At 38.8% G+C, this 25525-nt stretch carries 23 protein-coding genes and 1 pseudogene; 9 read left to right on the forward strand and 15 right to left on the reverse strand.

The genetic code is table 11. The features are described from left to right. Window positions 1-246 precede the first annotated feature (246 nt). Together rimP and DSM106972_RS34935 are read right to left on the reverse strand one after the other, a co-directional pair. On the reverse strand, window positions 247-714 hold the full coding sequence (gene rimP / locus DSM106972_RS34930) for a ribosome maturation factor RimP (protein WP_127085005.1): 468 nt from the start codon (window positions 712-714) through the stop codon (window positions 247-249). 195 nt (window positions 715-909) lie between these two features. Further along, the gene (locus tag DSM106972_RS34935; RefSeq protein WP_127085006.1) at window positions 910-2340 is read right to left on the reverse strand and encodes a hypothetical protein; all 1431 of its coding nucleotides are present in this window, start codon (window positions 2338-2340) and stop codon (window positions 910-912) included. Window positions 2341-2568: 228 nt separating this feature from the next. Here DSM106972_RS34935 and DSM106972_RS34940 point away from each other — a divergent pair, with 228 nt between their 5' ends. Then, window positions 2569-3321 (forward strand): peptidoglycan-binding domain-containing protein, encoded by a 753-nt coding sequence (locus DSM106972_RS34940; RefSeq protein ID WP_127085007.1) that lies wholly within the window; start codon window positions 2569-2571, stop codon window positions 3319-3321. 124 nt (window positions 3322-3445) lie between these two features. Here the strand turns inward: DSM106972_RS34940 and DSM106972_RS34945 are convergent, their stop codons facing one another. After that, window positions 3446-4339 carry an SDH family Clp fold serine proteinase gene (locus DSM106972_RS34945; RefSeq protein WP_127085008.1) on the reverse strand — a complete coding sequence of 298 codons (894 nt, stop codon included), beginning with the start codon at window positions 4337-4339 and terminating at the stop codon, window positions 3446-3448. 113 nt (window positions 4340-4452) lie between these two features. Further along, entirely contained in the window at window positions 4453-6297 is a 1845-nt protein-coding gene (locus DSM106972_RS34950; RefSeq protein ID WP_127085009.1) for a WD40 repeat domain-containing serine/threonine-protein kinase, read from the reverse strand. Window positions 6298-6493: 196 nt separating this feature from the next. Between DSM106972_RS34950 and DSM106972_RS34955 the strand changes: the two genes are divergently transcribed. Beyond that, complete coding sequence (locus DSM106972_RS34955) at window positions 6494-7402, forward strand: c-type heme family protein (protein WP_127085010.1); 909 nt, start codon at window positions 6494-6496, stop codon at window positions 7400-7402. Between the two features lie 69 nt (window positions 7403-7471). Here the strand turns inward: DSM106972_RS34955 and DSM106972_RS34960 are convergent, their stop codons facing one another. The 4 genes from DSM106972_RS34960 to radA form a co-directional block, all read right to left on the reverse strand. Next, complete coding sequence (locus DSM106972_RS34960; RefSeq protein ID WP_127085011.1) at window positions 7472-8806, reverse strand: serine/threonine-protein kinase; 1335 nt, start codon at window positions 8804-8806, stop codon at window positions 7472-7474. A gap of 55 nt (window positions 8807-8861) precedes the next feature. Further along, window positions 8862-9761, reverse strand: a complete 900-nt coding sequence (locus DSM106972_RS34965; protein ID WP_127085012.1) for a phosphate/phosphite/phosphonate ABC transporter substrate-binding protein — start codon at window positions 9759-9761, stop codon at window positions 8862-8864. A 224-nt stretch (window positions 9762-9985) separates the two neighbouring features. Next, window positions 9986-10735 carry a Uma2 family endonuclease gene (locus DSM106972_RS34970; protein ID WP_127085013.1) on the reverse strand — a complete coding sequence of 250 codons (750 nt, stop codon included), beginning with the start codon at window positions 10733-10735 and terminating at the stop codon, window positions 9986-9988. A gap of 355 nt (window positions 10736-11090) precedes the next feature. Beyond that, the gene (gene radA / locus DSM106972_RS34975) at window positions 11091-12713 is read right to left on the reverse strand and encodes a DNA repair protein RadA (RefSeq protein WP_127085014.1); all 1623 of its coding nucleotides are present in this window, start codon (window positions 12711-12713) and stop codon (window positions 11091-11093) included. Window positions 12714-12880: 167 nt separating this feature from the next. Between radA and rpaB the strand changes: the two genes are divergently transcribed. The 3 genes from rpaB to DSM106972_RS34990 all read left to right on the forward strand — a co-directional run bounded on the left by rpaB (window position 12881) and on the right by DSM106972_RS34990 (window position 15007). Beyond that, window positions 12881-13609, forward strand: coding sequence for a response regulator transcription factor RpaB (gene rpaB / locus DSM106972_RS34980; protein ID WP_026093429.1), 729 nt, complete (start codon window positions 12881-12883; stop codon window positions 13607-13609). Between the two features lie 224 nt (window positions 13610-13833). Further along, window positions 13834-14472 (forward strand): cofactor assembly of complex C subunit B, encoded by a 639-nt coding sequence (locus DSM106972_RS34985; protein WP_127085015.1) that lies wholly within the window; start codon window positions 13834-13836, stop codon window positions 14470-14472. A 19-nt stretch (window positions 14473-14491) separates the two neighbouring features. Beyond that, window positions 14492-15007: a DUF456 domain-containing protein gene (locus DSM106972_RS34990; protein ID WP_127085016.1), complete on the forward strand. Its 516-nt coding sequence runs from the start codon at window positions 14492-14494 to the stop codon at window positions 15005-15007. A gap of 79 nt (window positions 15008-15086) precedes the next feature. Here the strand turns inward: DSM106972_RS34990 and DSM106972_RS34995 are convergent, their stop codons facing one another. From DSM106972_RS34995 to DSM106972_RS35005, 3 genes are all read right to left on the reverse strand, one after another. Further along, window positions 15087-15848 (reverse strand): LEVG family PEP-CTERM protein, encoded by a 762-nt coding sequence (locus DSM106972_RS34995; protein ID WP_127085017.1) that lies wholly within the window; start codon window positions 15846-15848, stop codon window positions 15087-15089. 512 nt (window positions 15849-16360) lie between these two features. Then, window positions 16361-17014, reverse strand: a complete 654-nt coding sequence (gene nblB, locus DSM106972_RS35000) for a phycobilisome degradation protein NblB (RefSeq protein ID WP_127085018.1) — start codon at window positions 17012-17014, stop codon at window positions 16361-16363. A gap of 74 nt (window positions 17015-17088) precedes the next feature. After that, a complete protein-coding gene (locus DSM106972_RS35005; RefSeq protein WP_186538907.1) occupies window positions 17089-17547 on the reverse strand; it encodes a CBS domain-containing protein in 459 nt (152 codons plus the stop codon). Window positions 17548-17856: 309 nt separating this feature from the next. On the opposite strand from DSM106972_RS35005, the gene DSM106972_RS35010 reads away from it, so the two are divergent. Further along, window positions 17857-18633 carry a class II aldolase/adducin family protein gene (locus DSM106972_RS35010; protein WP_127085019.1) on the forward strand — a complete coding sequence of 259 codons (777 nt, stop codon included), beginning with the start codon at window positions 17857-17859 and terminating at the stop codon, window positions 18631-18633. 120 nt (window positions 18634-18753) lie between these two features. Here DSM106972_RS35010 and DSM106972_RS35015 read toward each other — a convergent pair. The 3 genes and pseudogenes from DSM106972_RS35015 to DSM106972_RS35025 form a co-directional block, all read right to left on the reverse strand. Next, window positions 18754-19233: pseudogene (locus tag DSM106972_RS35015) on the reverse strand (alkaline phosphatase); the annotation flags it as partial. Continuing rightward, window positions 19206-20432 (reverse strand): RNA-guided endonuclease InsQ/TnpB family protein, encoded by a 1227-nt coding sequence (locus DSM106972_RS35020; protein ID WP_127085078.1) that lies wholly within the window; start codon window positions 20430-20432, stop codon window positions 19206-19208. The gene DSM106972_RS35020 and the pseudogene DSM106972_RS35015, both read right to left, overlap by 28 nt. Before the next feature lie 195 nt (window positions 20433-20627). Next, window positions 20628-21299, reverse strand: a complete 672-nt coding sequence (locus DSM106972_RS35025) for a glycoside hydrolase family 10-like protein (protein ID WP_233787749.1) — start codon at window positions 21297-21299, stop codon at window positions 20628-20630. Between the two features lie 154 nt (window positions 21300-21453). On the opposite strand from DSM106972_RS35025, the gene DSM106972_RS35030 reads away from it, so the two are divergent. From DSM106972_RS35030 to DSM106972_RS35040, 3 genes are all read left to right on the forward strand, one after another. After that, window positions 21454-22092, forward strand: a complete 639-nt coding sequence (locus DSM106972_RS35030; protein ID WP_127085020.1) for a Uma2 family endonuclease — start codon at window positions 21454-21456, stop codon at window positions 22090-22092. 101 nt (window positions 22093-22193) lie between these two features. Further along, window positions 22194-22616, forward strand: a complete 423-nt coding sequence (locus tag DSM106972_RS35035; RefSeq protein ID WP_127085021.1) for a type IV toxin-antitoxin system AbiEi family antitoxin domain-containing protein — start codon at window positions 22194-22196, stop codon at window positions 22614-22616. Further along, the gene (locus tag DSM106972_RS35040; protein WP_127085022.1) at window positions 22609-23535 is read left to right on the forward strand and encodes a nucleotidyl transferase AbiEii/AbiGii toxin family protein; all 927 of its coding nucleotides are present in this window, start codon (window positions 22609-22611) and stop codon (window positions 23533-23535) included. Before DSM106972_RS35035 ends, DSM106972_RS35040 begins: the two co-directional genes overlap by 8 nt. A gap of 91 nt (window positions 23536-23626) precedes the next feature. On the opposite strand, the gene DSM106972_RS35045 is transcribed toward DSM106972_RS35040, so the two are convergent. Continuing rightward, window positions 23627-25270: a hypothetical protein gene (locus tag DSM106972_RS35045; protein WP_127085023.1), complete on the reverse strand. Its 1644-nt coding sequence runs from the start codon at window positions 25268-25270 to the stop codon at window positions 23627-23629. Between the last annotated feature and the right edge of the window lie 255 nt (window positions 25271-25525).

The following is a 25525-nucleotide window of genomic DNA, read 5'->3' on the forward strand; positions in this document are numbered from 1 at the left end:
GTTGTTTAGTTGTTGGTAGTAATTGTGAGTTGCATAGTTGATATTTAAATTTGCCGTGAAAGTTGAGTGCGTGTAACTCTTGCATCTCTGACTTTGAGGTGCAAGCCGAAATAACTACGCACTTCAATGAGCGCGCGCCGACTAGTAACAAACCAATAATCAAGTAGCGCGGGTAAATTCTGTCAGTTATAAAGCTACCCTTAATATATAGATAGGCGCCGCGTGACAGAAAAAATAATTGCGCTTCTATTTACCTCGACGCTCGTCAAGTTGAACTTTGGTAATTTGAGAGCGAGGAATCTCAACAATTCTTCCTTTTAGGTTCAAAAAAACTTTATTTTCATCCCTACGAATTAGTTGACCTGCCCAGTCCTGTTGTCCTTCATGGGGTGGCGAAGTCGAGACAATAATACCAAAGCCTTTAAAGGTTAGGAATTCCCGGTCAGTAGTTAGTTGTCTAGAAATACCAGGACTAGAGACTTCTAACACATAAGCATCTGGAATAATCGATGCTGCATCTAATGAGGCTTCTAACGCACGACTCATTCGCTCACAATCGTCTAAACCAGTATCCTGCTCTTTATTACGAATATCTACCCGTAAAACAGGAGGACGCTGATTTGTATGAAAAACAGCGCCAACAACTTCTAACCCCAGTTCTTCTGCCACTGGTGTCGCCATTTCAATAACTTGTGGGACTAACGGATGAGTCATGCAATAAATTCCAACAAAAAAAGTGGGCTACAACCCACTTCCTGCGATAAGGATATCTTTCAAGAAGTCTTGTGACGAACCGTTAGATGGTTCGCCTCTATAATCGAGTTTAGCGCATTTCTTCCAGAGCGAGAAGCTATAAATTAACTTTCTTTATGAAACGCGACATGGCACTCGTATTGTTTCATAGTCTCCCTATTCCCTCTTCGGTAGCACAATTTCTGAATGCACCACTGTTTGAACTTTCATAGAACGCGTTTGCTCAAGCACCTGCTGGATATCTTCTTGGGACAAACGCTGTACATAATTAAGTTTTACTTCTTCTAAAAAGTCAGAAAGTAGACTTTGCAGTTCTGTAATTACCTGTTTTTTCTGCATTTCGGCGCCGAGGGTATCAGTAAAACGCTGTAACAACTGGCTAGAAAGAGTCGCTGAAACTGGGTCTTCGACGGCGCTAATTATCGCATTATATAGATTTGTGGCTATTTGAGATGCCAGTTGTTCGCTGATTTGAGTTTGAAATTGCGAAACACCAGGTAGTACTTGCAAATTTTTATACACTGGTGCTTGATTTAAGGCGCCTTCAATATTGTGGCGTAAAATAGCGGTAATTTCGGGCTGAATCTTTGGCAAAACCTGGTAAATTACCGTTTGCACCAGAATCGTAGAAATTGCTTCAACTTCATTAACATTATTGATATCAATGTAAGGACGAATACTTTCTTTTTGAAGCAACCACCGAGTTAATTCACCCCGCTTTACCGAACCCTGAATTTGATTAATCACCCGAACCACAATAATTTCAGTAAATTCTTCTGCGAAGTTAGATACTATACCTCTATGTACTTGCGTGCGAATCGATTGAAAATTAATAATTTTGGCTTTATCAAGACGGATGATAACAGGAATCACACGCAAAATTCGCCAAAATGGTAATACTAGCAATAAATTATACCAATGCCAAATAATAGCTTCAAGCCAGCTAAACTCAGGATGACGACGTTTGATAAAAAAGCTACTGGCTAGCAGTTCCATGCCGAATATTAACGTGAAGGGGAAGTCAATCCAAAAAAATCTATCAACAAATTCGCCGTTCTCACCAATTTGACGGTAGTAGTTGGTGGCAATTAGCGGTTTAATTCTACGATTGAAAAATTCTATTTCTTGATTCCATCCCTTCTGCTGTAGGTTTGCTTGACTCCAGAAAAACGCAAATGCTTTCTTAGCAGACTTTTCTCCAGTATGGTCACGCATTCGGTTCTTGATTTTTTCTAGCGTTCCACTTTTATCTGCCAGTGCAAACGGGTTCGTCTCGATTATCTCACTACTAGTGCGCCGTAATTCCTCTAACAGGGCGCCAACAACTTTCGACTCTACCCCTGTTTGACTAACTTGAGAAGAAACAGTTGTGACAGCTGCTAAATAAGCTTCTGTCTCACGATGAGGTTGTATACCTTTAATTGGGTCATACAAACGAGCCAAAGAAGGTAAATTACGTAAGTAAAAATCCCGCCAAGGAATGTAACCTAAATCAAATAAAACAAATCCTAAATTAATTGTGGCGGTAATAGCCATTAATCGCTCAAACCACAGACTCCATCTATTCAAGGGTTTTCGGCTAATCATCTTTTTAAATTACGCTTTAATCTACGGGGTATTATTTTTTATACTCAACACTTCTAGTTAATGGCAAAACTTTCGTTAATTTTAAGATACCTCTATCGGGGGATGACAGAGCAAAGTCACAATAGATTATTTAAATTAAATTAACATCAGTAAAAATATTCAAAAATCATCAATAATCAATGAAAAACTAGTTACTAACAACAGATTTAATCAACAGGAGTTTTGAGCATGTGGTGTGGGATAGGAAAATCTAGTTTTAGCATAGCAACAGCATGTTTAGTGTCCGCAGTAGTCGTAATATCCGATACAGCTGATGCAGTACGTCAACGTGATTATACACCGCAGCAATTTCGCGCAGTGTTACGTGGATTAGGTTATGACATAAAAGTTTCTAACGAACCCTTAACAAATGCCGATGCCAAAAAAGCGATTACAGAATTTCAAACAGGGTATAGATTAAAACCAGTAGATGGATTAGCAGGCCCAAAAACCCAGGACTTTGCCGCGCAAATTATGCAAATTTTGCAAGCAAACCTCAACCTGGTAATGAAACCCAATCCTCCTTTACCTCGTAGCCAATACTACAGTACCAGAACAGAAGCAGTAGTAAGAGCATATCAAAAGAAAAACCAGCTAACCGAAACAGGAATAGCTGACCTCGCTTTGAGACAAAAGCTTGACCAAGAAGCAAGTAATATCCTAGAGAAAAAACCAACTGCCAGCCCAACCACTAAACCAACCACTAAACCAACAACAAGACCAACAGGCAAACCAGTAACCAGACCTACACCAAAACCAACTCCAACCCCAACCGAAACCGCAACACCCGAAGCAACCCCAACCGAAACACCAACACCCGAAACAACACCAACACCCGAAGCAACACCAACACCCGAAGCAACACCAACACCCGAAGCAACACCAACACCCGAAGCAACCCCAACAACAACCGCAACACCAACACCAACACCAACCAGATAACCCGTAGCACAGGCATCCTGCCTGTGCAGTTTATGTAATTATATTTACCAAATATACACGTAGAGACGCGATTAATCGCGTCTCTACACTCTGGCGCCTGTCTCCCAAAAATAACCTACGTTAATCAATACTTTTGTACAGGTTCTTCCATTGGTCTACCTTTAGGAAGAGGTAACATCGGGCGCCTGTCATCAAAAGGCATAGGAATATACTGAACGCTAGGTCTACCACCTTGAGGTTGTGGGTACATATCCATCAAATTGTAAATCGAACGGGGAAGACCAACAGTAATAGGTAAACCCATTTCGGTAGCTTCTTCAACAGTAATAGGATAATCGTGAGTAACACGTCCAGTTGTTAAAGCGTCAATAATACTTTCGATATTCTCTGGTTTTACCTTTTGTTTAGGTATGGAGTCTTTAAGTAATGTCCGTACAAACCGCTGTACCTGCGCGATAGCTTTACGCGACAAGTCAGCCATAATCAAAGTTTGGTCATCAACTTCGCCAATTGGTTTATCGTCAACAACCTTAATAATGCTAGCAGCAGGGAAATTACCTAACTGTGGGTCAACAGGCCCAAGCACTGCATTAGCATCCATCACAATTTCATCAGCAGCAAGCGCTAACATCGTACCACCACTCATCGCATAGTGTGGTACAAAAACTGTAACCTTAGATGGATGACGAATCAACGCGCGAGCGATTTGCTCAGTAGCTAGTACTAAACCACCAGGTGTATGTAAAATCAAATCGATTGGAACATCATCTGGAGTTAGACGAATCGCGCGTAAAATTTGTTCAGAATCTTCAATAGTAATATAACGAGATAAAGGAATCCCTAATAAACTGATGGATTCTTGTCGGTGAATAAGTAAAATCACCCGGCTTTTACGTTCTTGCTGGAACTTTTGTAACGAACTGAAACGACGGTACTCTGTTTGGCGCCGTTGCCAGATAGGTTGCAGCGAGGAGAGCAAAAGAAAAATCCAGAACAAATCACCGATACCGAAGCCCATAATTATTAATCTTGGTAAAAAAATAGTAGTTGCCGCAACTTATTGTCACAATTTTTGGCTAACCACATTTCTACCTAAAGAGTTAAACTTTGTATTTTCCAACAAATCATCCGTTACATCCGTTGCCAATCTTTGTTACGCCAAATTTTAATCGTATCGTCATCACTCGCACTAACAAGAGTCCGTCCATCGGGGCTAAAAGCAACATTCCTAATGTAATTATTATGACCACTTAAAGTACAAATCTCCGTTTCCGTACTTACATGCCAAAGTTTAATCGTTTTATCCCAGCTACCACTAGCAAGGATTTGCATATCTCGACTGAGTGCAACAGATGAAACAGCACCTTGGTGTCCTGTAAACGTTTTCAACATTCTGCCTGTAACACCGTGCCAAAATTTAATCGTCTTATCGCTGCTACCACTAATAAGAGTTTCGCCAGTTGCATCAAAAGTCAGACTGTTTACAAAAAACGAATGACCTACCAATGTACGTATTTCTCGACCAGTACTAACTTGCCATAACTTAATAGTACAATCGGCGCCTGATGACGCAATACATTGACCATCGGGGCTAAAAGCTACAGATAGCACCGCATCAGTATGACCCAAAAAGGTATTAATAACATCACCCGTACTAATAAGGATAAGTTTGACACTACAGTCAGAACTTCCACTCGCTAAGTACTTCCCATTGGGACTAAAAGCAAGAGTATTTACCCAATTAGTATGAGTGTTTAGGGTACGTATATTCTTACCAGTATTTAAAAACCACAGTTTAATAGTATTATCCCAACCACCACTAGCAAGTATTTGCCCATCAGGACTAATAGCTACCGTCCAAACTGAGTCACTATGTCCAGCAAACCAGCGTCCAAAATTGCGGATATTACGACCTGTAGATAAATTCCACAGCTTTATATTATTGTCACCACTACCACTTACAATAAATTTTCCATCTGGACTAATTGCCACAGCATGAACCATACCCGCATGTCCTTTAATAGTACAGGTGCATTGCCATGTAAACTGGGGTGTAATTGGTGGTTTGGGTGATTTAAGTATGATTTTAGGTGGAGGTGTGAGGAGTGATATTGTATTGGATAAATGTATATCCTCAACATCTATAGAACTAGAAAAACTAGATAAAAGTAATAACCATTCTTTTACAGATTGAGGACGATACTGGGGTTGCATTGCCATTGCTTGCATAATAGCCCGGTCAACACTAGTACTGATATTCGGATTAAAATGACTTGGTGGTAAAAGTGGTGTATTACGGTTACGTTCGTCAGCACTAGTGGGTACAACACCAGTTAATAATGTGTATAACGTTGCAGCTAAACCATAAACATCAATATATTCGCCACGTGGCGCCAATTGTTGGTATTGTTCAGGAGGTGCAAACCCTGGAGTTCGATAGACAGTGTGACGTTGTACAACACCAGGTATAAATTCTCTAGAAATGCCAAAATCAATTAATACAGCTTCTGCTTTGCCCGCACGAATGATAATATTGCGCGGTTTAATATCTCGATGCAGCAAACCTTTTTGATGAATAACAGTTAATGCATCTCCAATTTGCTGAGTATATAAAAGCGCTTCTTTCTCTAATAATATACCTTGTTCTCTTAACCGCTTGCCTAAATCATCACCTTCGATATACTCCATAACGATACAAGGTAATTCATACTCATCAAAAATATTTTCAATTTGCACAATATGAGGGTGACGACACACTGCAAGACGCACCCCTTCCGAGCGAAAATCTTGCCGTAATTTATCGCGGTGTACTTTCCATGTGCGATTATTAAGAACTTCCTCTTTCAAAGTTTTGATTACTCGTAATTCTGAGGTTTGGTTTCTTGCTAGGTAAGTTATACCTATTCCCCCTTCACCAAGTTTCGATTCAATAATATAACGTCCGCCAAATAACGATTTTCCTCGGTTCCAATCCATTTTATATTATAAAAACGCTTGATTTTTCGTATTATTGCCTAACAGATGCGCTTTATTCTCTACTTAAATCTTTATCGACCTTTAGAACTGTTATTAACATACATAAACTTAAAATATCCTTAGAGAATGTTTACCAATATCATCATTGGTAAATTTATATTGTTATATTTTTCAAAAGGGTTCAATTAGTAAAAATATGTTAAAAAATCTATATTTAAAACAAAAGTTTACAGTATTTTTAATTGTTATATTAGTATTTGGTTTGGGTATAAGTGGATTTACATTGTCATCTTTACTGCGGCAAAACGCTAAAAATGACATTGCTTCTACTGGTTTAATGTTAATGGAAGCAATGACTTCGGTACGTAAATATACAAGTACTCAAGTTAATCCGGAATTAGTAGACAAATTAGATACAAAATTTTTACCGCAGTCTGTACCTGGTTATTCAGCGCGTGAAGTATTTGAGATATTGCGAGGAAAACAAGACTATCGAGATTTTTTCTATAAAGAAGCAACATTGAACCCAACTAATTTGCGTGATAAAGCAGACAGCTTTGAAACAAATTTAGTTAACCAATTTCGTAATGATAGAGCATTAAAACAACTAAGTGGTTTTCGCGCAGTTTCAGGTAGAGACATATATTATATAGCCCGTCCGTTATCAGTTTCTGAACCTAGCTGTTTACAGTGTCACTCGACTCCAGATGTTGCTCCTAAAAGTCAGATTGAGCGTTACGGTAGCGCCAACGGTTTCAACTGGCAATTAAATGAAATAATCGGCGCCCAAGTTATATCGGCGCCTGCAAGTAAAGTTATAGACAAAGCCAACAAATCATCGTTTGTAATTATTGGTTTAGTATCAGGAGTTTTTATTGCAGTAATATTACTTGTAAACATGTTCTTAAACAGCCAAGTAATTCGCCCACTTAAACGCATAACCCGCGTTGCCGAAGAAGTAAGTACAGGTCATATGGATGTAGAATTTGAGCAATATTCCAATGACGAAATTGGTAACTTAGCCAAAGCATTTAGACGAATGCAGTTCAGCTTAGAAATGGCAATGCGACGCCTCAAAAAAACCCACGGAAACACAAGGAGTTAAAAGTGCTGAGTGCTGAGTTCTGAGTATGAGAAGAAATTCACTCAGCACTCAGAACTCAGCACTTTCCACTCATCCCAACAGTTTACGTGAAAATTCAATAGCATCGCGCGAGTCAGTAATTTCTCTAGAAAGAAGCTGAATAAAATGATAGTGGGAAATATCTGGATTTTCTGCGAGTACTTCTTCAATAATTAAATTAGCCATCGGCCCAATATAATAAGCTAGAGAAAGCTCGCAACGCTCAATAAATTCTACGTCTAGTGATGGTAAACGAGTTATCTGATTTTTATTATCATTCTCATTTAAATTATTTTGTGCATTATTTGAAGTATTAGAGGTATTACCAATAGTACTAGTAAATGTACTATACAATGTATTGTCTAATTGGGTACTAATTAATGGTCGTTGCCATGATGTATTAGGTATTTGTGGAGGTAACTGGACGGATAAATTATCAGACAATGTATCATACTTGGGTAACAAACTATATGGTAGGTTAATCTCGGTTTTTGGTAGATTGTTAAATGGTGGCGCCTCTAGTTGTTCTAAGTGTTGAATAACTTCAGATGCTGACTGGTAGCGGTTTTTAGGAATATCAATCAGCATTTTATCGAGAATTTGTGCAAAACCATCGCGAACATTAGCGTACAATCGCCATTTCCACTCTAAAGAGTATTGATCCATTAAAAACGATGGGTCACGACCCGTTAATAACACAACTGCTGTAACACCCAAAGCATATAAATCGCTACTAGGTGAACACATCCCAATACTAATTTGCTCGCGTGGTGCATATCCGACTTTTCCGACTAATGACATTTTGCCAACAAAAGTTACCTGTTCGCCGTTACTACTGTCATTAAAGTCGGCAATTTGTTTACCTACTCCAAAATCGATTAATACGGGTAAATCTTTTCCTGAAGGCAACATTATATTATCGGGAGAAATATCACGATGAATAATATTATGTTCGTGTATATACTCAAGTATAGGTAATAATTTATTCAACCATTCAATAACTTCATTCTCAGTAAAAACTTTATCTTGCTGCTGCCGTTCGCGCAATAAAGCCGAATAAGTCTTACCATCAACATATTCTTGCACCAAAAATAATCTGCCTTCTCCTTCAAAACATGCCAAAAAGCGGGGGATTTGTGGGTGTTCGAGTTGGTGCAAAATTTTGGCTTCACGTTTAAATAAATTGCGACACTTTTCTATACCGCTTTCACCCGTACCAATGGGAGCAAATTCTTTTAGAACACAAGCTTCGTTGAAACGACGGGTATCAAAAGCTAAATAAGTTCTGCCAAGTCCTCCTTGTCCGAGTAGCTTTTGAATTATGTAACGATTATCAATTAATGTTCCAGCAGCTATTTCTGAACCTGCTAAGGGGAACCCAGACATATGTATTACTCCTACGTGACAGGAGACGTGATGAATCACATCTCTACATTGTTTGTTATTTGGTTTTGGCTGATATTGTGGGTGCTAAGACAACGGGAGTTTGTTTGACTTTTTCCTCGAATGGTCGGACTTTTTCGATTAGTTTAATAAATTGTTCGTAGTTGGGTATTTTGGCAGTAGGCACATAACCAGCATCTGCGACAATATCAGCAGGCGCCTCACGCATCGATTTTTGGATTACAGAAAATAGCCTACGGTCGAGATTTGGTGATGCGAGTACAACACCTGCTGGTATCCAACGACTTGTATGTAAAACTCTAAACTTGGTTTGGGTAAATTCGCGCCGCAACGTTTCATAATCATTTTCAGACATAGCAATAGCTTCAACAGTGCTATCGCTCAACCAAGTTAGTGCAGCTTTTGGAGTTGGCGCCAGTTTGATTTGTGCTAGTGTCATTCCATACAAGTCGTACAATGGCACATAAAAAGCAGCAGCGGAACCAGGTTTACCTAAAGCAATAACTCTATTAGCCAAGTCGCCAATTTTTTGATAAGGTTTATCATCACGAACCAAGATTAAAGAACGCTGCGTGCTAGTAACACCCTCCATTGAAAAAATCGGTTTATATTGTGACGAAGCAATAGCAATTGCCGCTAGTCCTGGTGGTGCAAAAACGACTTCCCAGGTTTTGCGCTCTACTTGTGCAACTGCTTGTAGTTCATTGTAAGCAGGCTCAAGTTCGACAATTTTTTTAGTTTTGGTAGCAATATAATCCTTAAATTGTTCGTACCTAGAAAGCAAATTGGCGCCTTCACCGTAGCTAACAACACCAATACTGAGCTTATCGATATTCGAGTTGTCATCATTATTATTCTTAGTTTCGCATCCTACTGCAAATAGTCCAATAATTAGAACTTGCAGCAGCAGAACGCGCGATAAACTCATAAATTTCATTACAGAGAGTGAGTTATAGCGTGATGATTAATTATTTATCTGAATGAAAGTTGAAATGAAACAGTAATTAAATAAATATACTTTGCAATATTTTGTTAAAAAAGTGTTATAAATTACTAATATAATATGTTTTTAATTGTCATTTTTAATTATTTCAATTGTTAATCAGTAACAAATAGAGACCGTATTAATACGGTCTCTACAGATGTTAATTTAGAATTTAATTATATTTCTGGCTCAATCCCCATTGCTCGCAATTGGTTTGCTAATCTTTCGGCACGCTGACTTTCTTGTTCAGCACGCTGACTTTCTTGTTCAGCACGCTGACTTTCTTGTTCAACCAGTTCGGTGCCCCAAAGCAAAAGATTTCCTTCTTCATCCCACCAGCGCAACCAGTACCCAGTTCGATTTTCTTTAGTCCCTTGCCATACTCCAAGGAAAAGGTTCATTTGAGAAACCCAATAACGATTATTTTGGTCAGCATCTTGTATGGTGTACTTTCCAGAAGTATTTAAAACGTAAAACTCAATATCACCTGTATCAGGCTGAAATATCACATAGTTACTCACCTTTAAAATGGTCTCGTAAAAATACCATTTGCCTGGTGGGTAAGTTGGTTTTACAGAATACTCATTGCCTTCGGTATCAGAAACAAATTCTACGACAATTACAGGCATATCACCTTGTAAAGTCGGTGTATAACTGCGCTCTACTTCGCTTCTAGGTACGATAATATTAGGTATATATGTCCAATCAGGCGCCTTAATTACATATTTACCATTTACTTTCACGCATATACCATAATTGGTAGGAGTTAAAGCATTTGCTGGCAGTTTGCCATTCATTTCTAAAATTTCAGATAATGCTGCTGCAAGTGAGGGTTGGTTGATATTATCCACTGGTTCTGAAGGTAATACATAATCATCAGGTAGTTTTTCCCACGTCACTTGTAGTTGGGCAGGAGATATTATCATGACTTTTTTCCAATTGAGTACAAATTGTTAAGGAAAAACTCTGTAGATATATATACAGTAAGTTACCTTTTAATAAACCAAAGCTTGTGTCTGTTTTTAAACTGTACTATTAATTGTACAAAACTTAAAAGAGTAAAAACGCCTCGGTACCGAAGCGTCTTTACTCTTTTATTATGCAAACGGGTTATCAATTTACAATATTCAAAGCGTGAAAACTTTGAAGATGCTTCGGTACCGAGGCATGACATAAAAGATGCTACCCTGCGGGAAAACTGCGTTAACGTTCCTCAGCATGACAGAAGTCGAGATTTTACCCGTTTGCAGTACAACTACTCAGCACGAGCGCACTCAGCACTTAATAATCAGTACTTTCGACTTCATCGTCGTCATCGGGGGCAAAATCTTCAACACTGAGTGATTGTTGAGGAATTGCGGCGATAATAGCGTCGATAACTTTTGCTACTGGTATAATCTCGATATCTAATTCGGGGAATTTTTGCCCTTTTGGGACAATTGCGCGCTTAAATCCGAGTTTTGCTGCTTCTTTGAGTCGCATTTCCATTTGCGAAACTGGACGAACTTGTCCACCTAAACCGACTTCACCAATTAGCACTGTACTCGAATCTACTATTCGGTCTCGGAAACTCGCTACTAAGGCAATGGCAACTCCTAAGTCAACGGCAGGTTCTTCGACGTTTAAACCACCTACAGAAGCTACATAAGAATCTAGCTTTGACATTGGAATTCCTACTCGCTTTTCTAGAACTGCGAGAATTTGCACTAGACGGTTATAGTCAATACCTGTTGTGGAACGACGTGGAGATGAGTAACTTGTTGGACTTACTAATGCTTGTAGTTCAACTACGATGGGACGTGTTCCTTCACACGCTACTACTATTGCACTTCCAGGCGCCGGGTCATCGCGGTTTCCTAAAAATAATTCTGATGGGTTGGGTACTTCTCGTAACCCGTTGGCAACCATTTCAAAAATACCAATTTCATGAGTGGCACCAAAACGGTTTTTAACGGTTCGTAGTAAACGGTGTGAAGCAAACCTGTCACCTTCAAAGTAAAGCACTGTATCTACAAGGTGTTCTAATACCCTTGGTCCTGCAATTGCACCTTCTTTAGTCACGTGTCCGACTATCAACATCGTGATATCTTCGTGTTTTGCGACTTTCATTAGGGCTGCTGTACATTCGCGTACCTGTGCTACTGAACCAGGCGACGATGCAAGACTTGGGAAAAATACCGTTTGAATACTGTCTATTACCGCTAAATCTGGCTTTAAAGAATCAATTTCGCGCAATATTTCTTCTAAATCTGTCTCTGGCAAGATGTACAAATCGGCGCCTACTGATTTAGTCGTTTCAATTAAAGGTATTTCTTCTAACTTTATGCTTTTAGTCGCATTTCCGTTTTCACTATTAACGGTATTACCATTACCATTCTCTGGGTTTTCTATTTCTACAGGGTTATCAGTAGGCGCCTCAATATCGATGGTTGGTGAAACCCCCAAACGTGAAGCACGCAATTTTACCTGTTGTCCAGATTCTTCACCAGAAATATACAGAATACGATAACGCTGTGCGAGTTGATTCGATACCTGTAACAACAGCGTTGATTTACCAATACCAGGGTCTCCACCGATGAGTACCATCGAACCAGGTACTACACCCCCACCTAAAACACGGTCGAGTTCGCCGTATCCTGAAGGTAAACGTAAAACTTGACGGTCGCTAATTTGGTCGAACCTGAGAGATGCCCGTGCTTTTGGAGGTTTCTTAGCAGTTTTGTTGTTGCCTGATTGATTGTGCCAGCTACCAACACCCCGACTTGGAGAAGCATCACTGGCAGCTTGGTTAGAAATTTGTTCTTCCAGCGAATTGTAGGTACCGCAACCGGGACACCGACCGAACCACTGTGGTGATTCACAACCGCATTCGTTGCAAACGTAAATTGTACGAGACTTTGGCATTTTAATTTAGTTAAATAATCTTAATTTTTCCTTAAGTTTTAGGCAAAAGTAAAAGCTAGTAATCGCAAGCCTTGTAGGTTTTTACTAACGAATAATAGGAATGATATCTTAATAATATGGTAGTAAAAATTAATCATGCAAAGTTTAGTTAAGGAGCGTTGAGAAACTTGGAAAGCCATAAAGAAAAAATCCTAGTGGTAGACGATGAGGCTAGCATTCGTCGAATATTGGAAACGCGCCTTTCGATGATTGGCTACGAAGTAGTCACCGCTGGGGATGGAGAAGAAGCTTTGGAAACATTCCGCAAAGCCGAACCCGACTTGGTAGTTTTGGATGTAATGATGCCAAAATTGGACGGGTATGGGGTTTGTCAAGAATTACGTAAAGAATCAGATGTACCTATCATTATGTTAACAGCCCTAGGAGATGTGGCTGACCGCATCACAGGGCTGGAATTAGGTGCTGATGACTACGTAGTCAAACCATTTTCTCCGAAAGAACTCGAAGCTCGAATCAGGTCTGTTCTCCGCAGAGTAGATAAGACAGGAATTTCAGGCATTCCAAGTTCAGGCGTGATTCATGTCAGCACTATAAAAATTGATACAAATAAACGTCAAGTTTATAAAGGTGATGAACGCATCCGGTTGACAGGAATGGAATTTAGCTTACTTGAATTACTCGTAAGTCGTTCTGGGGAAGCATTTTCTCGGTCAGAAATTTTGCAAGAAGTTTGGGGATACACACCCGAACGTCACGTAGACACCCGTGTCGTAGACGTACATATATCTAGACTCCGTGCAAAACTAGAAGACGACCCAAGCAACCCAGAATTAATATTGACAGCACGAGGTACAGGCTACCTTTTTCAACGCATTATCGAACCGGGTGAAGAGTAAATAATTAGTTAGGAGTTAGGAGTTAGGAGTTAGGAGTAAAAGACTTGACACGAGACTAAATTGCTTACCCATATAATATTAGTTAAGAATTGTGAATACTAAATTTGATAACAATAAATTTAAATTCATAATTCTTAACTCCTGTACGGGTGGGTTTACCAAATTTTTGGTTAGTTACTAGCATATAGGTTAACCCGCCCCTCCTAACTCATAACTTTTGACTTATGGCAAAAGAAGATCAAAATCGCGTAATCAGGCGCCTACCGCTAGTAGTGGGTATGTTAGGTGCCGTATTATTGTTTATAAATAGAATATTTACACCAGAACTAACAAACTCCCAATCGCGCGCCGATGTTTTGGGAGTAATATTAAGTGCTTTATTAGTATTAACAGGGATGCTATGGCAACAAGTGCAAGCCAGAACACCTGACGCAGTTGAATTAATTGGAGAAGAAGGATTTGAATTGGTAACTGACTTACCAGATACAGTTAAAAACGAATTAGCCTGGGCTTCGCGATTATTACTACTTAATACAGTCACGCGCTCAATCGTCGTAGTCTATAAAGGTAAAGTTATATTACGGCGAGGAATATTAGGACAAAAATCAGAAGTAAAACCGGGGGCAATATTAAATCTAGTACTCGAAAAACAAAAAGCAGTTTATTTAGTTGACGTTAAAGCTTACCCAGGCAAAATAGAGTTTGATTATTTACCAGAAAACACACAAGGCATAATTTGTCAACCAATAGGTTTTGATGGTGCAATGATATTAGGCGCCAACGCACCACGTAGTTACACCCGGCAAGACGAAAACTGGATAGCTGGAATAGCCGATAAACTAGCTGTTAGTCTAGAAGGATAAAACCTCTAATCGAGAGAGTATGCAAATTATTTATTGGTCGTTAGTAGTTGTAATGATATTTGGTATAGTTGGCGCCGTCGTTCCAGCTTTACCAGGAAGTAGTTTGATATTAATCGCGATTGTTATTTGGGGTGTAGTGCAAAAATCTTTTGCAGCAATTAGCACACCCCTCATTGTCACTGGCGTAGTTTTGCTATTAAGTATTGGTGTGGACTTCCTTGCGGGTTATATTGGCGCCAAAAAAGCAGGTGCTAGTAACTGGGGACAAATAGGCGCCTTTGTAGGTTTAATAGTGGGATTTTTAGGTTTACTACCTGCGCTTCCTGTTGGTGGTCCATTGTTAGGTATGCTACTTGGACCACTACTAGGAGCAATTATAGGTGAGTACTTGTACTGCAAAAATTTTCAAACTGCCATAAAAGCTGGTATTGGCATCGTCGTCGGTACAGTAGTAGGAAACTTAATCCAAGGACTACTCGCAATCGCCGCAGTCGCCGTATTTATTTACACCACCTATCCCCAAGTATTTAACTAAATATTATACATTAATGTGATGATGTTAAATAGATATTTTGTGGAATGATCTTGTGGAATGGGCATCCCTGCCCGTTCCATCAAACACCGATTTTACGACGTTGACGAGTACCAAACATACCAGCCACAGCCAAGGCGCCTAAGCTAATTACAGTAGCAGGTTCAGGAACACTACGCATAGCTACACCATCGCCAGTATTAGGAAATTTGGTGCTGTTAGGATTGCCAAGTTGAATTTGAAAATTTTGTACATTTTTAATGGTAATTCGTTGTGTGTTACCATTTAGACCTTCAGCAGCGATAATTGAAGGATTTGGAGCGGCGCCATTAACTGTCAAAATTTTGGTTATATCTTTATCTTCAACATCAAATAATTCAAGAGTAAGAGAATCAACTTCTTTACCTAGAAAATCGAAGAAGAATTGACCAATTTCTAATTGACCATTTTCAACTGGATTGCCACTTGCATTTGTTGCTACAGCACGTAACCAGTATTCACCTCCAGGAGGATTTGTACCTGCATCTTGTGTACCAAATGTAATACCAAGACCGTAATTTGTATTTGCAGTGTCGCGGTTGTCAACAAATAAAAGGCTTTTGCCAAATTTTGTACCGCTACCGTCAACATCTAAGCTGGTGACTTTATAGGTAAAAGGAGATTGTGCTGCATTTGTAGTATCAATACAAGTCGCATTACTAAGACAACCAAGATTTGTTGTTTTAATTTCACCTTCTATATTCGGAACCAAAGAAGTAGCACTTGCAGTGGAAGCGAAGGTAAGAACACTGAGACCGATAGTAGCTGCTGCGAGAATTTTTGCGCTTAACATAACTTTTTGCATGGTTGGAATGGAAACTATTACGTGTTTCTCTCAGGTTGGACACCAGATGTTTGTCTGCGTGTTTTCTCTGATTGATATTTGTATAGTATTTCCGCCTAAGTGCAATCGTCATCCCTTTTTGCCAAGGTTTACTTGAACTTGATGATACTAATAATATTTGGTAAACTACGCAAAATGAATGTGCTTTTTAATCACGGTACATTAACAAATCAAGTCAAAAAAGAAGCGCTATAACTCATGCTTTTACAGGTAAAACATAAATGTTTGTATCCACTTTATAAAGTTTTAAAATAACAAACGGCGCCAAAAATCAAGATTTATAGTACTCGTTAAAATTACCTATAATCCTGAACATACAAAAACCCTTGTGGAATGGGCTTTCTCTTGCCCTGTCCATAATAAAAAGGCGCCCCAACATTTAAGTAGGCGCCTATATTAAGTAGATATTCTATGTAAGAGTGGCGGGCAAGGATGCCCGCTCCACAAGAGAAGACATTTAATATTTGATATATCTAAGCTGGTCTTTTAGCTTCTACGGCAACTGCTTCTACTTCATCTTTGCTCAAAGACTCTAAAATTGACTGAGCTTGTTCTCCACCTAAAAGACGCAAAGCGAGGACAACTCGATGACGAATTTGCCAGTCTGGATTTTCTGCCAGTGGTGCAATTAAAGAAACCGCTTCTGGGTTTCCTAGCTCACCCAAAGAGCTAATTGCCGAAATTTTGACTAATTCGTTACTTGAGTCGAGTGCTTCTTTTAGCAATTCAAATCCCCGTGGTTCCCCTAATGCTCCTAATGTAGCAATTACACTGAGTTGTACAATCCATTCACCTGTGCTGTGATATAGCTGATTCAAATCATCGTATGCTGTCACTAACTTTAAGGCGCCGATACAATCAGCAGCAGCAGCTTGGACATCGGGTTCTGGGTCTTGTATCATGCGACGCAGCAATGAAAGCGATAAATCTAAATCTTGACTACCTAAAGTATCTATTTGACTAACTGCTGAGTAGCGAACGCGCGAATTAGAATCATTCAAAGCAGATTGAATCAATTCAAAACCAATACCCGGTTCTAAGTCCCTAATTAAATTTACGGCACGCAAACGGTCGCCCAAATCTTCTGAAGAAAGCATCTGCTTAACACTATCAGGTGTAACGCTCATCAAAATCTCTCTCTTTAAACGATATAAAACTAAAAATTGTTTGAATAGAGGTGAATATCTAAAGACAGTAGTGATTAACCACTAGCCATTGCACGTATTATGTCACCACGTGTGAGGATACCAATGACTTGACCCTCGCTGTCAAGTATTGGTAGACGGTGGATATTTTTGTCATGCATGAGTTTAGCAGCATCACGCAGCGATTTATCGGGAGCTATGGTTATTGGGTCTTTGCTCATTACCTCCCCAACTGTTTGCCCAAGCGCTTTATGTAAATCGCGTTCGTATGTGGCAGGATTTTGTAAATAAATTACACTATCTAGAAACATAATGTAGGCAGGTGGCGTTACACCTGTTTCTTGCCACATCAAATCTGTCTCTGAGATTATACCTATAAGCTTTCCGCTATCGTCAACAACGGGTAGCCCACTAATTCGTCGCTCTGCTAAAATTTTGATTGCTTCAGTTAAAGAAGTTTCACGCTTAACAACAACCGGGTTACGGCTCATCATATCAGCAACTGTTTTAGTCATTATACTTTGACCCTGTATACATATAGTCTTTTAAATTTATTGTAAGGAAGTTTCCTTATGTACTTGATGCTGCGATACAGATTGTTACCTAGAAACCGGGTTTTTTCATCGAAAACCCGATTTCTCAGCGTCATTATCATAAACTGGCTTTCTTTAGGATTCTCGTAACCAATCGTAATTATTTTTAATTATTTTTAATTATTTAAATTCTCGGATGCATATATATATAGAGAAGTATAAACTTGTATTAAAAGCCTTAAAAATTTGTTTTTACCGCTAATACGTACTCACGTTATATAAAAATTCAACATGCACTCTTTCACACGCCTCAAACCTAAAGCTCCCACTCCACCTACTTTTACTTGTGTTGGTGAAGAACGTTTACATCGTAAACAGCGTCTCGCAGCAGCACTTAGATTATTTGCTAAATACGGTTTCGATGAAGGTGTTGCCGGACATATTACCGCACGTGACCCAGAATTTTTAGACAGTTTTTGGGTAAATCCCTTTGGAATGCATTTTGGTGAGATTAAAGCTAGTGATCTTATTCGTGTTAACCATTTGGGAGATGTCGTTGAGGGTGAACATCCTGTTAATGAAGCTGCATTCGCTATTCATTCCCAAATTCATGCTGTACGTCCTGATGTGGTTTCCGCAGTTCATACTCACTCAATTTACGGTAAAAGCTGGTCGAGTTTAGGACGTGAGCTTGACCCTTTAAGTCAGGATGCCTGCGCTTTTTACCAGCATCACAGCGTTTATCATGATTACACTGGTGTCGTTTTAGATATAGAAGAAGGTAGACGTATTGCCGAAACTCTTGGTAATCACAAAGCTTTAATTTTAAAAAATCACGGTTTACTGACGGTGGGTCACTCCGTTGATGAAGCTGCATGGTGGTTTATTTCTATGGAACGCAACAGTCAAGCGCAATTACTCGCTGAAGCTGCTGGTAAACCAGGTTTTATTAACCACGACTCTGCAACTTTAGCACGTCACCAAGTTGGCTCGCATTACATGGGTTGGTTTAGTTTCCAACCCTTGTACGATATGATTACTCGACAACAACCTGAACTTTTAAATTAATAGAAACCCGGTTTCTTTTATTAGCTTTTACCAACAGGCGCCGCAGTTATTGCTTCGAGCATGACCTGGTATATATGAGATTGGTCTACAGCACCTTCAACTCCAGGTATCGAGTAAGTCTTTGCTGCGTCGATTTACAAATGAAGCAGCGGCGCCTGGTGTAGCATGACTAATGGGAACGGATGTAACTAAACCAGTAGATTTACCTTTGAGTGCAGCTTGTTCAAGAATAGTAGTTTGGCGCCGTTCGTAAATATCTACACCCATCGCGTTATTATAAGTTTTGGCGCCTGTATAAAGAGTAGTAGCAGTACCAGCAGAATCAGGATAATTTAGTTTGATATATTCTTTATCATTGCCGGGTGTCCAAGGGTTTTTACCTCCAAGCACTGGGTCATACCCGACAAGATTATTTTTTGGTTGAAAAACAAAACCAGGGAAAACAGCACTTTTGCCAGTTTCAAAATTTGTTTCATCTAGGGCAGAATTGTTAGGCGAAAACGAACCGCTTTTGTTTTGTATTAAAGTACCGTAAGTAGTCGCCCAAGTATAACCTTCAAGCTTTTGAAAATTTAAACCTTGTCCCTTACCTTCAGTATAATGTTTAAGTTACTGGCTACTTTTCTTAAAATATTCGCACTGCCGTTTAAATCGGCATTGACAACCGAACCATTTGCAGTTCGGTATAAACCACGTTTAACTCGCTTCCCAGATGCTGTCCAACCCTCTGGTTTATCACCAAATACGGGTAGAGTGTCTCCATCTAAATAACTTGCTTTTGACGTGTAAGATTCCTCAGTTATTTGGAATCTAATACCATGCAAATCACACAATTGTTTTAATCTATCTTTCAACTTACCTAATGGCATTTGAACGAATTTTTGATTTTGAACTCGTCCAATGTTCGCATTAAGTTTAAATCCTTCATTCCACCCTATTACTAGGGTTCCAATGCCATATTTTAAGCAGTGGTCAATAATTAGCTTTGCTGCTTTGTTAATACCGTCGCGCATTTGGTGATTACGCTTACGGGTAACACGGTCTAACCAACTGTCCCAGTATCCCTGTGGTTTATTTTCTTTACGTGTTGACACTTTCTTGTTCCATAATTGGTTCATCGCCTTCATTGCGCGAGCATCAATTAATAAGGAATTTCCAAGTGTATCAACACATGCAGCTAGGTTATCCGCAGTCCCCAAGTCAATAGACAAAGCTTGATTAATATCTAAGTCGTGTTTTTTCTCCTCAACTTCGTAAGACATCTCAAGGTAATAAGCACCATTCTTAGGAAGGATAGTAAACTCTTTAACTTTTGAATAGTCCATGTTTGTTGGCATAGGTAGAAAGAACTCAGATACACCAAACCATCGCTTAACAGTCAATCCTAAAGAAAATCTAAGTTGACCTTCATTGATTAGCGGTTTCTGTCCACCTGAATTAGGATAAGCAACTTTGAATAGTTTTGAACCTGTTAAATAGTTAGGAACTTGAGGTTTAAAGTGTAGTTGACCACTCAGAAATAAAGCACGCAGTTCCTTAAAGGATTTGAATGCTTCTGTTACTGACGTTAAAGTTTGTTGCATTGGAGTTGACGGCAAAGATTGAGCAGTTAATGTTTTTGCAACAGATGGCTCAAAATCTAAATCAAACTTACCCGTCAACAACTTACCTGTCTTAAAAAATGTTTGACGTGCAAAGTAAACCCCATTGTTGTACAACTTACCCGACTGCTCGCATAAGTAGCGCAATATTGCTTTTCTTTCTGTGTCGGGATGTAGCAATACTTGCTGTACTCCCATAGCTTTTTTATCTTTTTTCTTTTTTGCCATTGTTCGACCTCAATGCTATAGTGTTAGTATACCAACACATACATTATTTTGCAATGGCATTTCAGAAAAAAAATAAATTAGGATTTACAAGTAGTCAACCGTTTGATAAAGACCCCGTATGCTTCAAGGTATTGCCAGGAGTAAAAGGGAAACTTAAAAATATCCCTAACTGGCAAGAACGCCTAAGACAAGCAGTTGATAAACTAATAGAAGAACAATGCGACTAAAGGAGTGATAGAGTCGCTTTCCTCTCATACCATGTAACCCCGTGAGAAACTCTTGCACTTCTGGATGACATGGATTTAACCATGACATATTTTCGTTCGATTCCTTCGACACCTTACTACCACTTGCCGTGGTCGTCAACCATTCTGGATGGCGCCGTGTAATTGGATGATTTTTTGGTACCATTAACCCATATTCAAACCAAGGTATCACACGCAAATGTTGACGACGTGTTTGTTCAATTAACGCGCTGAGTGCATCTTGAAAAGGCAAAAGCGGTAACGAAGTTAAATAATATTGCTTAAAACCACTAACTTTTTTTGCCACATTACTCGGATGCAATGTATAGCCACGATTCCACACTGCCGGGTAAACTGTATTTAAACTATGTTTGGCAATATTCGCAACAGCTTCATCTAAACGAGTCGTATAGTAATTTAAAGCTACACCAAAATTAGTTATCCAAATACCGCGTATTTCAGAACTTATTGATTTACTTAAATTTACAGTCGGCGCCTGCCATAATGAAATAATCAAGAAACAAGATAACAAAAATAATAAAACCCAACGTTTTTTTCTATGAGTAGTAATTTGTTTTAGAAATTTAAGCATTTGCCAATATAATTTTAGATGTAACTACAAATTTGAGCAGAGAATGAGCCAGTAGTAGGTTGGGTGGAGGAACGGAACCCAACATATATTAATATATTGTTATAATTAAGGCGCCGTTACTCAATCATAAGTAATACACCAGTAGGAGAAAATAATGGTCAGCAGTCTTAGAGAACTTATCGAAGAACCGGAGATAGTCAGTGCTGACGACCCAGAAGAAAGGTTTATTAGTAGCGGTGTAAGTTGGAATAATTATGAAGCGCTATTAACGAAGCTACAAGAAAACTCTCATTACCGTGTCACTTATTTAGATGGAATATTAGAAATTGTGTCACCCTCAATTAGACATGAAAATATTAAAAAGCGTTTAGCTATTCTCTTGGAACGCTATCTTTACAAAAAGCGGATTAAATTTAAACCGATGGGAAGTTCCACCATCAGAAAACAACTTAAACAAGCTGGCGCCGAACCAGACGAATGCTACCGTATTGGAAATGTCAAGCCAATTCCCGATTTAGCTATAGAGGTTAATATTACTAGTGGCAGTGTTGATAAGTTAGAAATTTATCGACGTTTAGGAGTATTAGAGGTTTGGTTTTGGGAAAATAACAGACTTAAACTTTACCGCAAAAGGGAAGATATACCTTCTGAATTTTTAGAAACTAAAGGTTATGAACAGGTTGAAGCAAGTGAACTGCTTCCAGACCTAAATATTCCTTTACTAGAAGAATGCACGTTAATTTCGGACGATATTCTAGCAATTGATCAATTTGAGCAGAGAATGAGTCAGTAGTAGGTTGGGTGGAGGAACGGAACCCAACATATATTAATATATTGTTATAATTAAGGCGCCGTTACTCAATCATAAGTTTTGGATTTAAAGGTTAATTCAAGATGAATACCCTAGAATCTTCTAAAACATTAGAAGATAAGATATTAGAAAAAATTACGCTTGCCGATAATGAAGTCTTTATACGTAAGGATTTTAAGGACATTGGTGACTATAACAGCGTAGGTCGTTGTCTCCGTAATTTGCTCAAAAAGGGCAAACTGATAAAAATAGGGCATGGTCTTTATGCCAAAGCTGCGATATCTCCTTTATCAAAGTGTATTGTTCCTCGAAAGGGGCTGCCTCAGTTGGGTGTTGAGGTATTAAATAAATTTGGGATTGAAGCATTTCCGTCTAGTTATCAGAGAGCATACAACGAAGGACGCTCTACACAAGTACCCACAGGTAGACTGATTGGGGTAAAAGCACGTACAAAGCGTAAGATAGGTTATGCAGGTAAATATATAGCTTTTGAGTACCTTGACTGAAATTGAATTAGCAACGATAGAAGTAATAGCTGGTGACTTAAGCGTGGATCCTTCCTTTATCGAAAAGGATTGGTATTCTATGCGACTCATCGCAGAATTATTGACTATTAACAACCCTAATTTCCGTCTTGTTTTCTCTGGTGGAACAAGTTTATCAAAGGGTTGTGGGCTGATTAAACGTTTTTCGGAAGATATTGATTTTAAAGTTATTGCACTAACTCCAAGCAATAGGAATAAACGTGGACAATATAGAGACCAAATTGTCGAGGCAATTCGCCTTATAGATTTAGATTGTTCACTTAACGAAGATGATATAGTAAGTAAAAACGAGAATCATTTTTTTCAATTTACAATAAATTATTCATCTCAGTTTACATTATCAACCGCACTGCGTCCTTACATAAAAGTAGAAATAACAATTGTTTCAGATGAATTCACTTATGAAGAAAAGTCATTACAGTCTTTTCTTTCTCAAGCATTAGATAATCAGCCTGAAGTTTTAAGCATACCTTGTGTCTCTCCATTAGAGACTGCCGCAGATAAATTAAGTGCTTTGACTTGGCGTGTATTAGAAAGAGAAGCAGGTGGTACTAAATATCATCCTACGGACATTCGCCACTTACATGATTTAGCCGCGTTAGAAAATATTATTGTTACAAATAAAATATTTTCTGATTTAATTTTTCCAGCTTTAGAAAATGACGCTACACGAGCGAAAAAAATAAATTTAACTGAGATTCAACCGCTTGAACGTTTACAAAGAGCGTCTTTATGCTTAAAAAATAATCCTATTTATGAACAAGAATATCAAAGCTTTGTCATTGCTATGTCTTATGCGGCTGAAGATGAAAAGTTGTCATTTGAAAAAGCTTTATCAAGGCTTGATAACATAATAAACAGCTTGAATAACATTGTTTGATGCAGAGTCTCAACTTTCATGGAACTCTGTGTCTAATAAGGTAAAAAATTAGATAGTATGTTGGGTTCCGTTCCTCCACCCAACCTACCAACTACCAGCTAAATGCTGCTGTTTTGAAGGGATGCTTTGAGTCTTCGATTTCTTGAGGCGCCTCTACATTCGTTTTATTATCTAGCTGTGGTACATTATCACGAATGGCGCCACGATAAATTAAGGCGCCGACAGTTTCTAAATTAAAACCCCAACCAGAAGGTAAATTATTATCACCGTCGTTTTGCCCTAAGTCTATATATATACGAGGTGGAACAAAATATTTCACATTTGTGGCGCCGAGAAATTCATCAGCTTTGACCATAATTTCATCAACAGCAGCATCAAACGCTTCGTAGCTGTCGTAAGGTTGTTGAAGTTGGTTCTGTACGAAACCCATAAACTCGCGCACACTAACAATTTTTGGGTCTAGTGGAACTTCGGGTTGCGGTTGCATTGGATAATCTACAGGAGGAACTCCAGGAATTTCTGTAGGAGGTGTAGGAGGAAGAGTTATGCCAAGTTGTTTTAGGATTAATGGTTCTAACGAAGCAAATAAGTTAGCTTGAGCTTGTGCAACCAAAACATCGTTGACATGAGCTTCTCGTGGTAAAAGAGTTTTAACTGCGCGTCTTACTACTTGTGAAAGTGTAAATGGTGGAAAAGGAATACTGGAAACTTCAATAGTTTGTCCATGTTGTTCCATTAGCACATCAAGCGGTGGTAAGTCTTCTGGCACAACTGGCATTTGGATGTTGAAGAATTTAAACTCAGGATTATTGCTTGTTTTGCTGAGTAAGTTTACTTTCCGATTGTTTTGACGGTCTTGCAGTTTCAATAGTTCGGTTACTTTTGCTTCGTCTCCATCGAGTAGTAAACTTAAACCCTGTTTGTTGAAGGGATATACAGGAGTGTTTAGACCAATATATGTGAACTCAGCACAGTAAGTTCTGTTGTTTGCCTCATTCAAATAATCAATGGCATCGGTGGAACCTAGTGCAGCCAACGCGCAGTTTTTCAGAAATTCTTTGAGCGACGGTCTGTCATACACTTGTAATGGGTCGCCACCGTTAAAATCATTCTCAGAGAACTCAACGAACGAGTTCATCACTGCTAACCAGCAAATTATCGTATCGGTGTAACCGCGTGCTTGTTCTTTTGTCACAAACTCCGGAAATACTAACCGTTGTCCAACCGCTACAAAACCAGGATGTCCAAACATGCCATCATGATACGTATCCGGTTTGTTCAACGATGCGTAAGACTTTCTCTCGCGCATTGCTGGAACTATGGCGCCTGCATGATGTCCGCCACCTTTGATAATCATTTCCATTAAGTCTTCTTGCTCACTTTCTCCCAAAGCCCACCGCAAATCTAAAAGTTGTCCGTATCTATCTTTGTTGTATATATAAGTACAAATTAGTAAACCATATTCATCAAGAAATTTGACGACATCATCGTGTCCAGATACTTGTTTATTATCAGGGTCTATAACAGTATCAGAATTGGCAATACCGATATATCCAGGTACTTTAAATGGCTCAGTACTAATTATTGTTTCATCATCAACAACGATTTGCTTGTAAAAAAACCGCTGCATATCTTTAATTGGTTTGCCGTTTCGATTATCTGGCGATTTAATCGCATTAAATACTTTCAAATCAACGTTATAGGGTGAGTATAAGGGCATTTGTGATTCGCTCATTTATTTTTTTACAGATTTAATTGAGGTCATTAAAGATGTCATAAACTTTTATACCGCCTTTTCTAAAAGATTTGTACAAATAAGGATGTATAAATGTTTAATTTTATTGAAGTTGGTATTTTAAATAACAAAACATAAAAACAGTAAGTATATGCGGCAAACTTTTTTATTTGCGTCAAGTAAAATACTTGCTATATTTATTAAAGATTTCGTAAATCCTCGAATATGAGGAACACTTAAATCAAGCAGTTCGGT

This window comes from Dulcicalothrix desertica PCC 7102 (assembly GCF_003991905.1).
GTDB classification, from domain to species: Bacteria; Cyanobacteriota; Cyanobacteriia; order Cyanobacteriales; family Nostocaceae; genus Dulcicalothrix; species Dulcicalothrix desertica.

What these genes read in the sequence shown, in the direction of transcription:
- rimP (WP_127085005.1), bottom strand. Translation starts at nt 714, where the DNA reads ATGACTCATCCGTTAGTCCCACAAGTTATTGAAATGGCGACACCAGTG.
- DSM106972_RS34935 (WP_127085006.1), bottom strand. Translation starts at nt 2,340, where the DNA reads ATGATTAGCCGAAAACCCTTGAATAGATGGAGTCTGTGGTTTGAGCGA.
- DSM106972_RS34940 (WP_127085007.1), top strand. Translation starts at nt 2,569, where the DNA reads ATGTGGTGTGGGATAGGAAAATCTAGTTTTAGCATAGCAACAGCATGT.
- DSM106972_RS34945 (WP_127085008.1), bottom strand. Translation starts at nt 4,339, where the DNA reads ATGGGCTTCGGTATCGGTGATTTGTTCTGGATTTTTCTTTTGCTCTCC.
- DSM106972_RS34950 (WP_127085009.1), bottom strand. Translation starts at nt 6,297, where the DNA reads ATGGATTGGAACCGAGGAAAATCGTTATTTGGCGGACGTTATATTATT.
- DSM106972_RS34955 (WP_127085010.1), top strand. Translation starts at nt 6,494, where the DNA reads ATGTTAAAAAATCTATATTTAAAACAAAAGTTTACAGTATTTTTAATT.
- DSM106972_RS34960 (WP_127085011.1), bottom strand. Translation starts at nt 8,806, where the DNA reads ATGTCTGGGTTCCCCTTAGCAGGTTCAGAAATAGCTGCTGGAACATTA.
- DSM106972_RS34965 (WP_127085012.1), bottom strand. Translation starts at nt 9,761, where the DNA reads ATGAAATTTATGAGTTTATCGCGCGTTCTGCTGCTGCAAGTTCTAATT.
- DSM106972_RS34970 (WP_127085013.1), bottom strand. Translation starts at nt 10,735, where the DNA reads ATGATAATATCTCCTGCCCAACTACAAGTGACGTGGGAAAAACTACCT.
- radA (WP_127085014.1), bottom strand. Translation starts at nt 12,713, where the DNA reads ATGCCAAAGTCTCGTACAATTTACGTTTGCAACGAATGCGGTTGTGAA.
- DSM106972_RS34985 (WP_127085015.1), top strand. Translation starts at nt 13,834, where the DNA reads ATGGCAAAAGAAGATCAAAATCGCGTAATCAGGCGCCTACCGCTAGTA.
- DSM106972_RS34990 (WP_127085016.1), top strand. Translation starts at nt 14,492, where the DNA reads ATGCAAATTATTTATTGGTCGTTAGTAGTTGTAATGATATTTGGTATA.
- DSM106972_RS34995 (WP_127085017.1), bottom strand. Translation starts at nt 15,848, where the DNA reads ATGCAAAAAGTTATGTTAAGCGCAAAAATTCTCGCAGCAGCTACTATC.
- nblB (WP_127085018.1), bottom strand. Translation starts at nt 17,014, where the DNA reads ATGAGCGTTACACCTGATAGTGTTAAGCAGATGCTTTCTTCAGAAGAT.
- DSM106972_RS35005 (WP_186538907.1), bottom strand. Translation starts at nt 17,547, where the DNA reads ATGACTAAAACAGTTGCTGATATGATGAGCCGTAACCCGGTTGTTGTT.
- DSM106972_RS35010 (WP_127085019.1), top strand. Translation starts at nt 17,857, where the DNA reads ATGCACTCTTTCACACGCCTCAAACCTAAAGCTCCCACTCCACCTACT.
- DSM106972_RS35020 (WP_127085078.1), bottom strand. Translation starts at nt 20,432, where the DNA reads ATGGGAGTACAGCAAGTATTGCTACATCCCGACACAGAAAGAAAAGCA.
- DSM106972_RS35025 (WP_233787749.1), bottom strand. Translation starts at nt 21,299, where the DNA reads ATGCTTAAATTTCTAAAACAAATTACTACTCATAGAAAAAAACGTTGG.
- DSM106972_RS35030 (WP_127085020.1), top strand. Translation starts at nt 21,454, where the DNA reads ATGGTCAGCAGTCTTAGAGAACTTATCGAAGAACCGGAGATAGTCAGT.
- DSM106972_RS35035 (WP_127085021.1), top strand. Translation starts at nt 22,194, where the DNA reads ATGAATACCCTAGAATCTTCTAAAACATTAGAAGATAAGATATTAGAA.
- DSM106972_RS35045 (WP_127085023.1), bottom strand. Translation starts at nt 25,270, where the DNA reads ATGAGCGAATCACAAATGCCCTTATACTCACCCTATAACGTTGATTTG.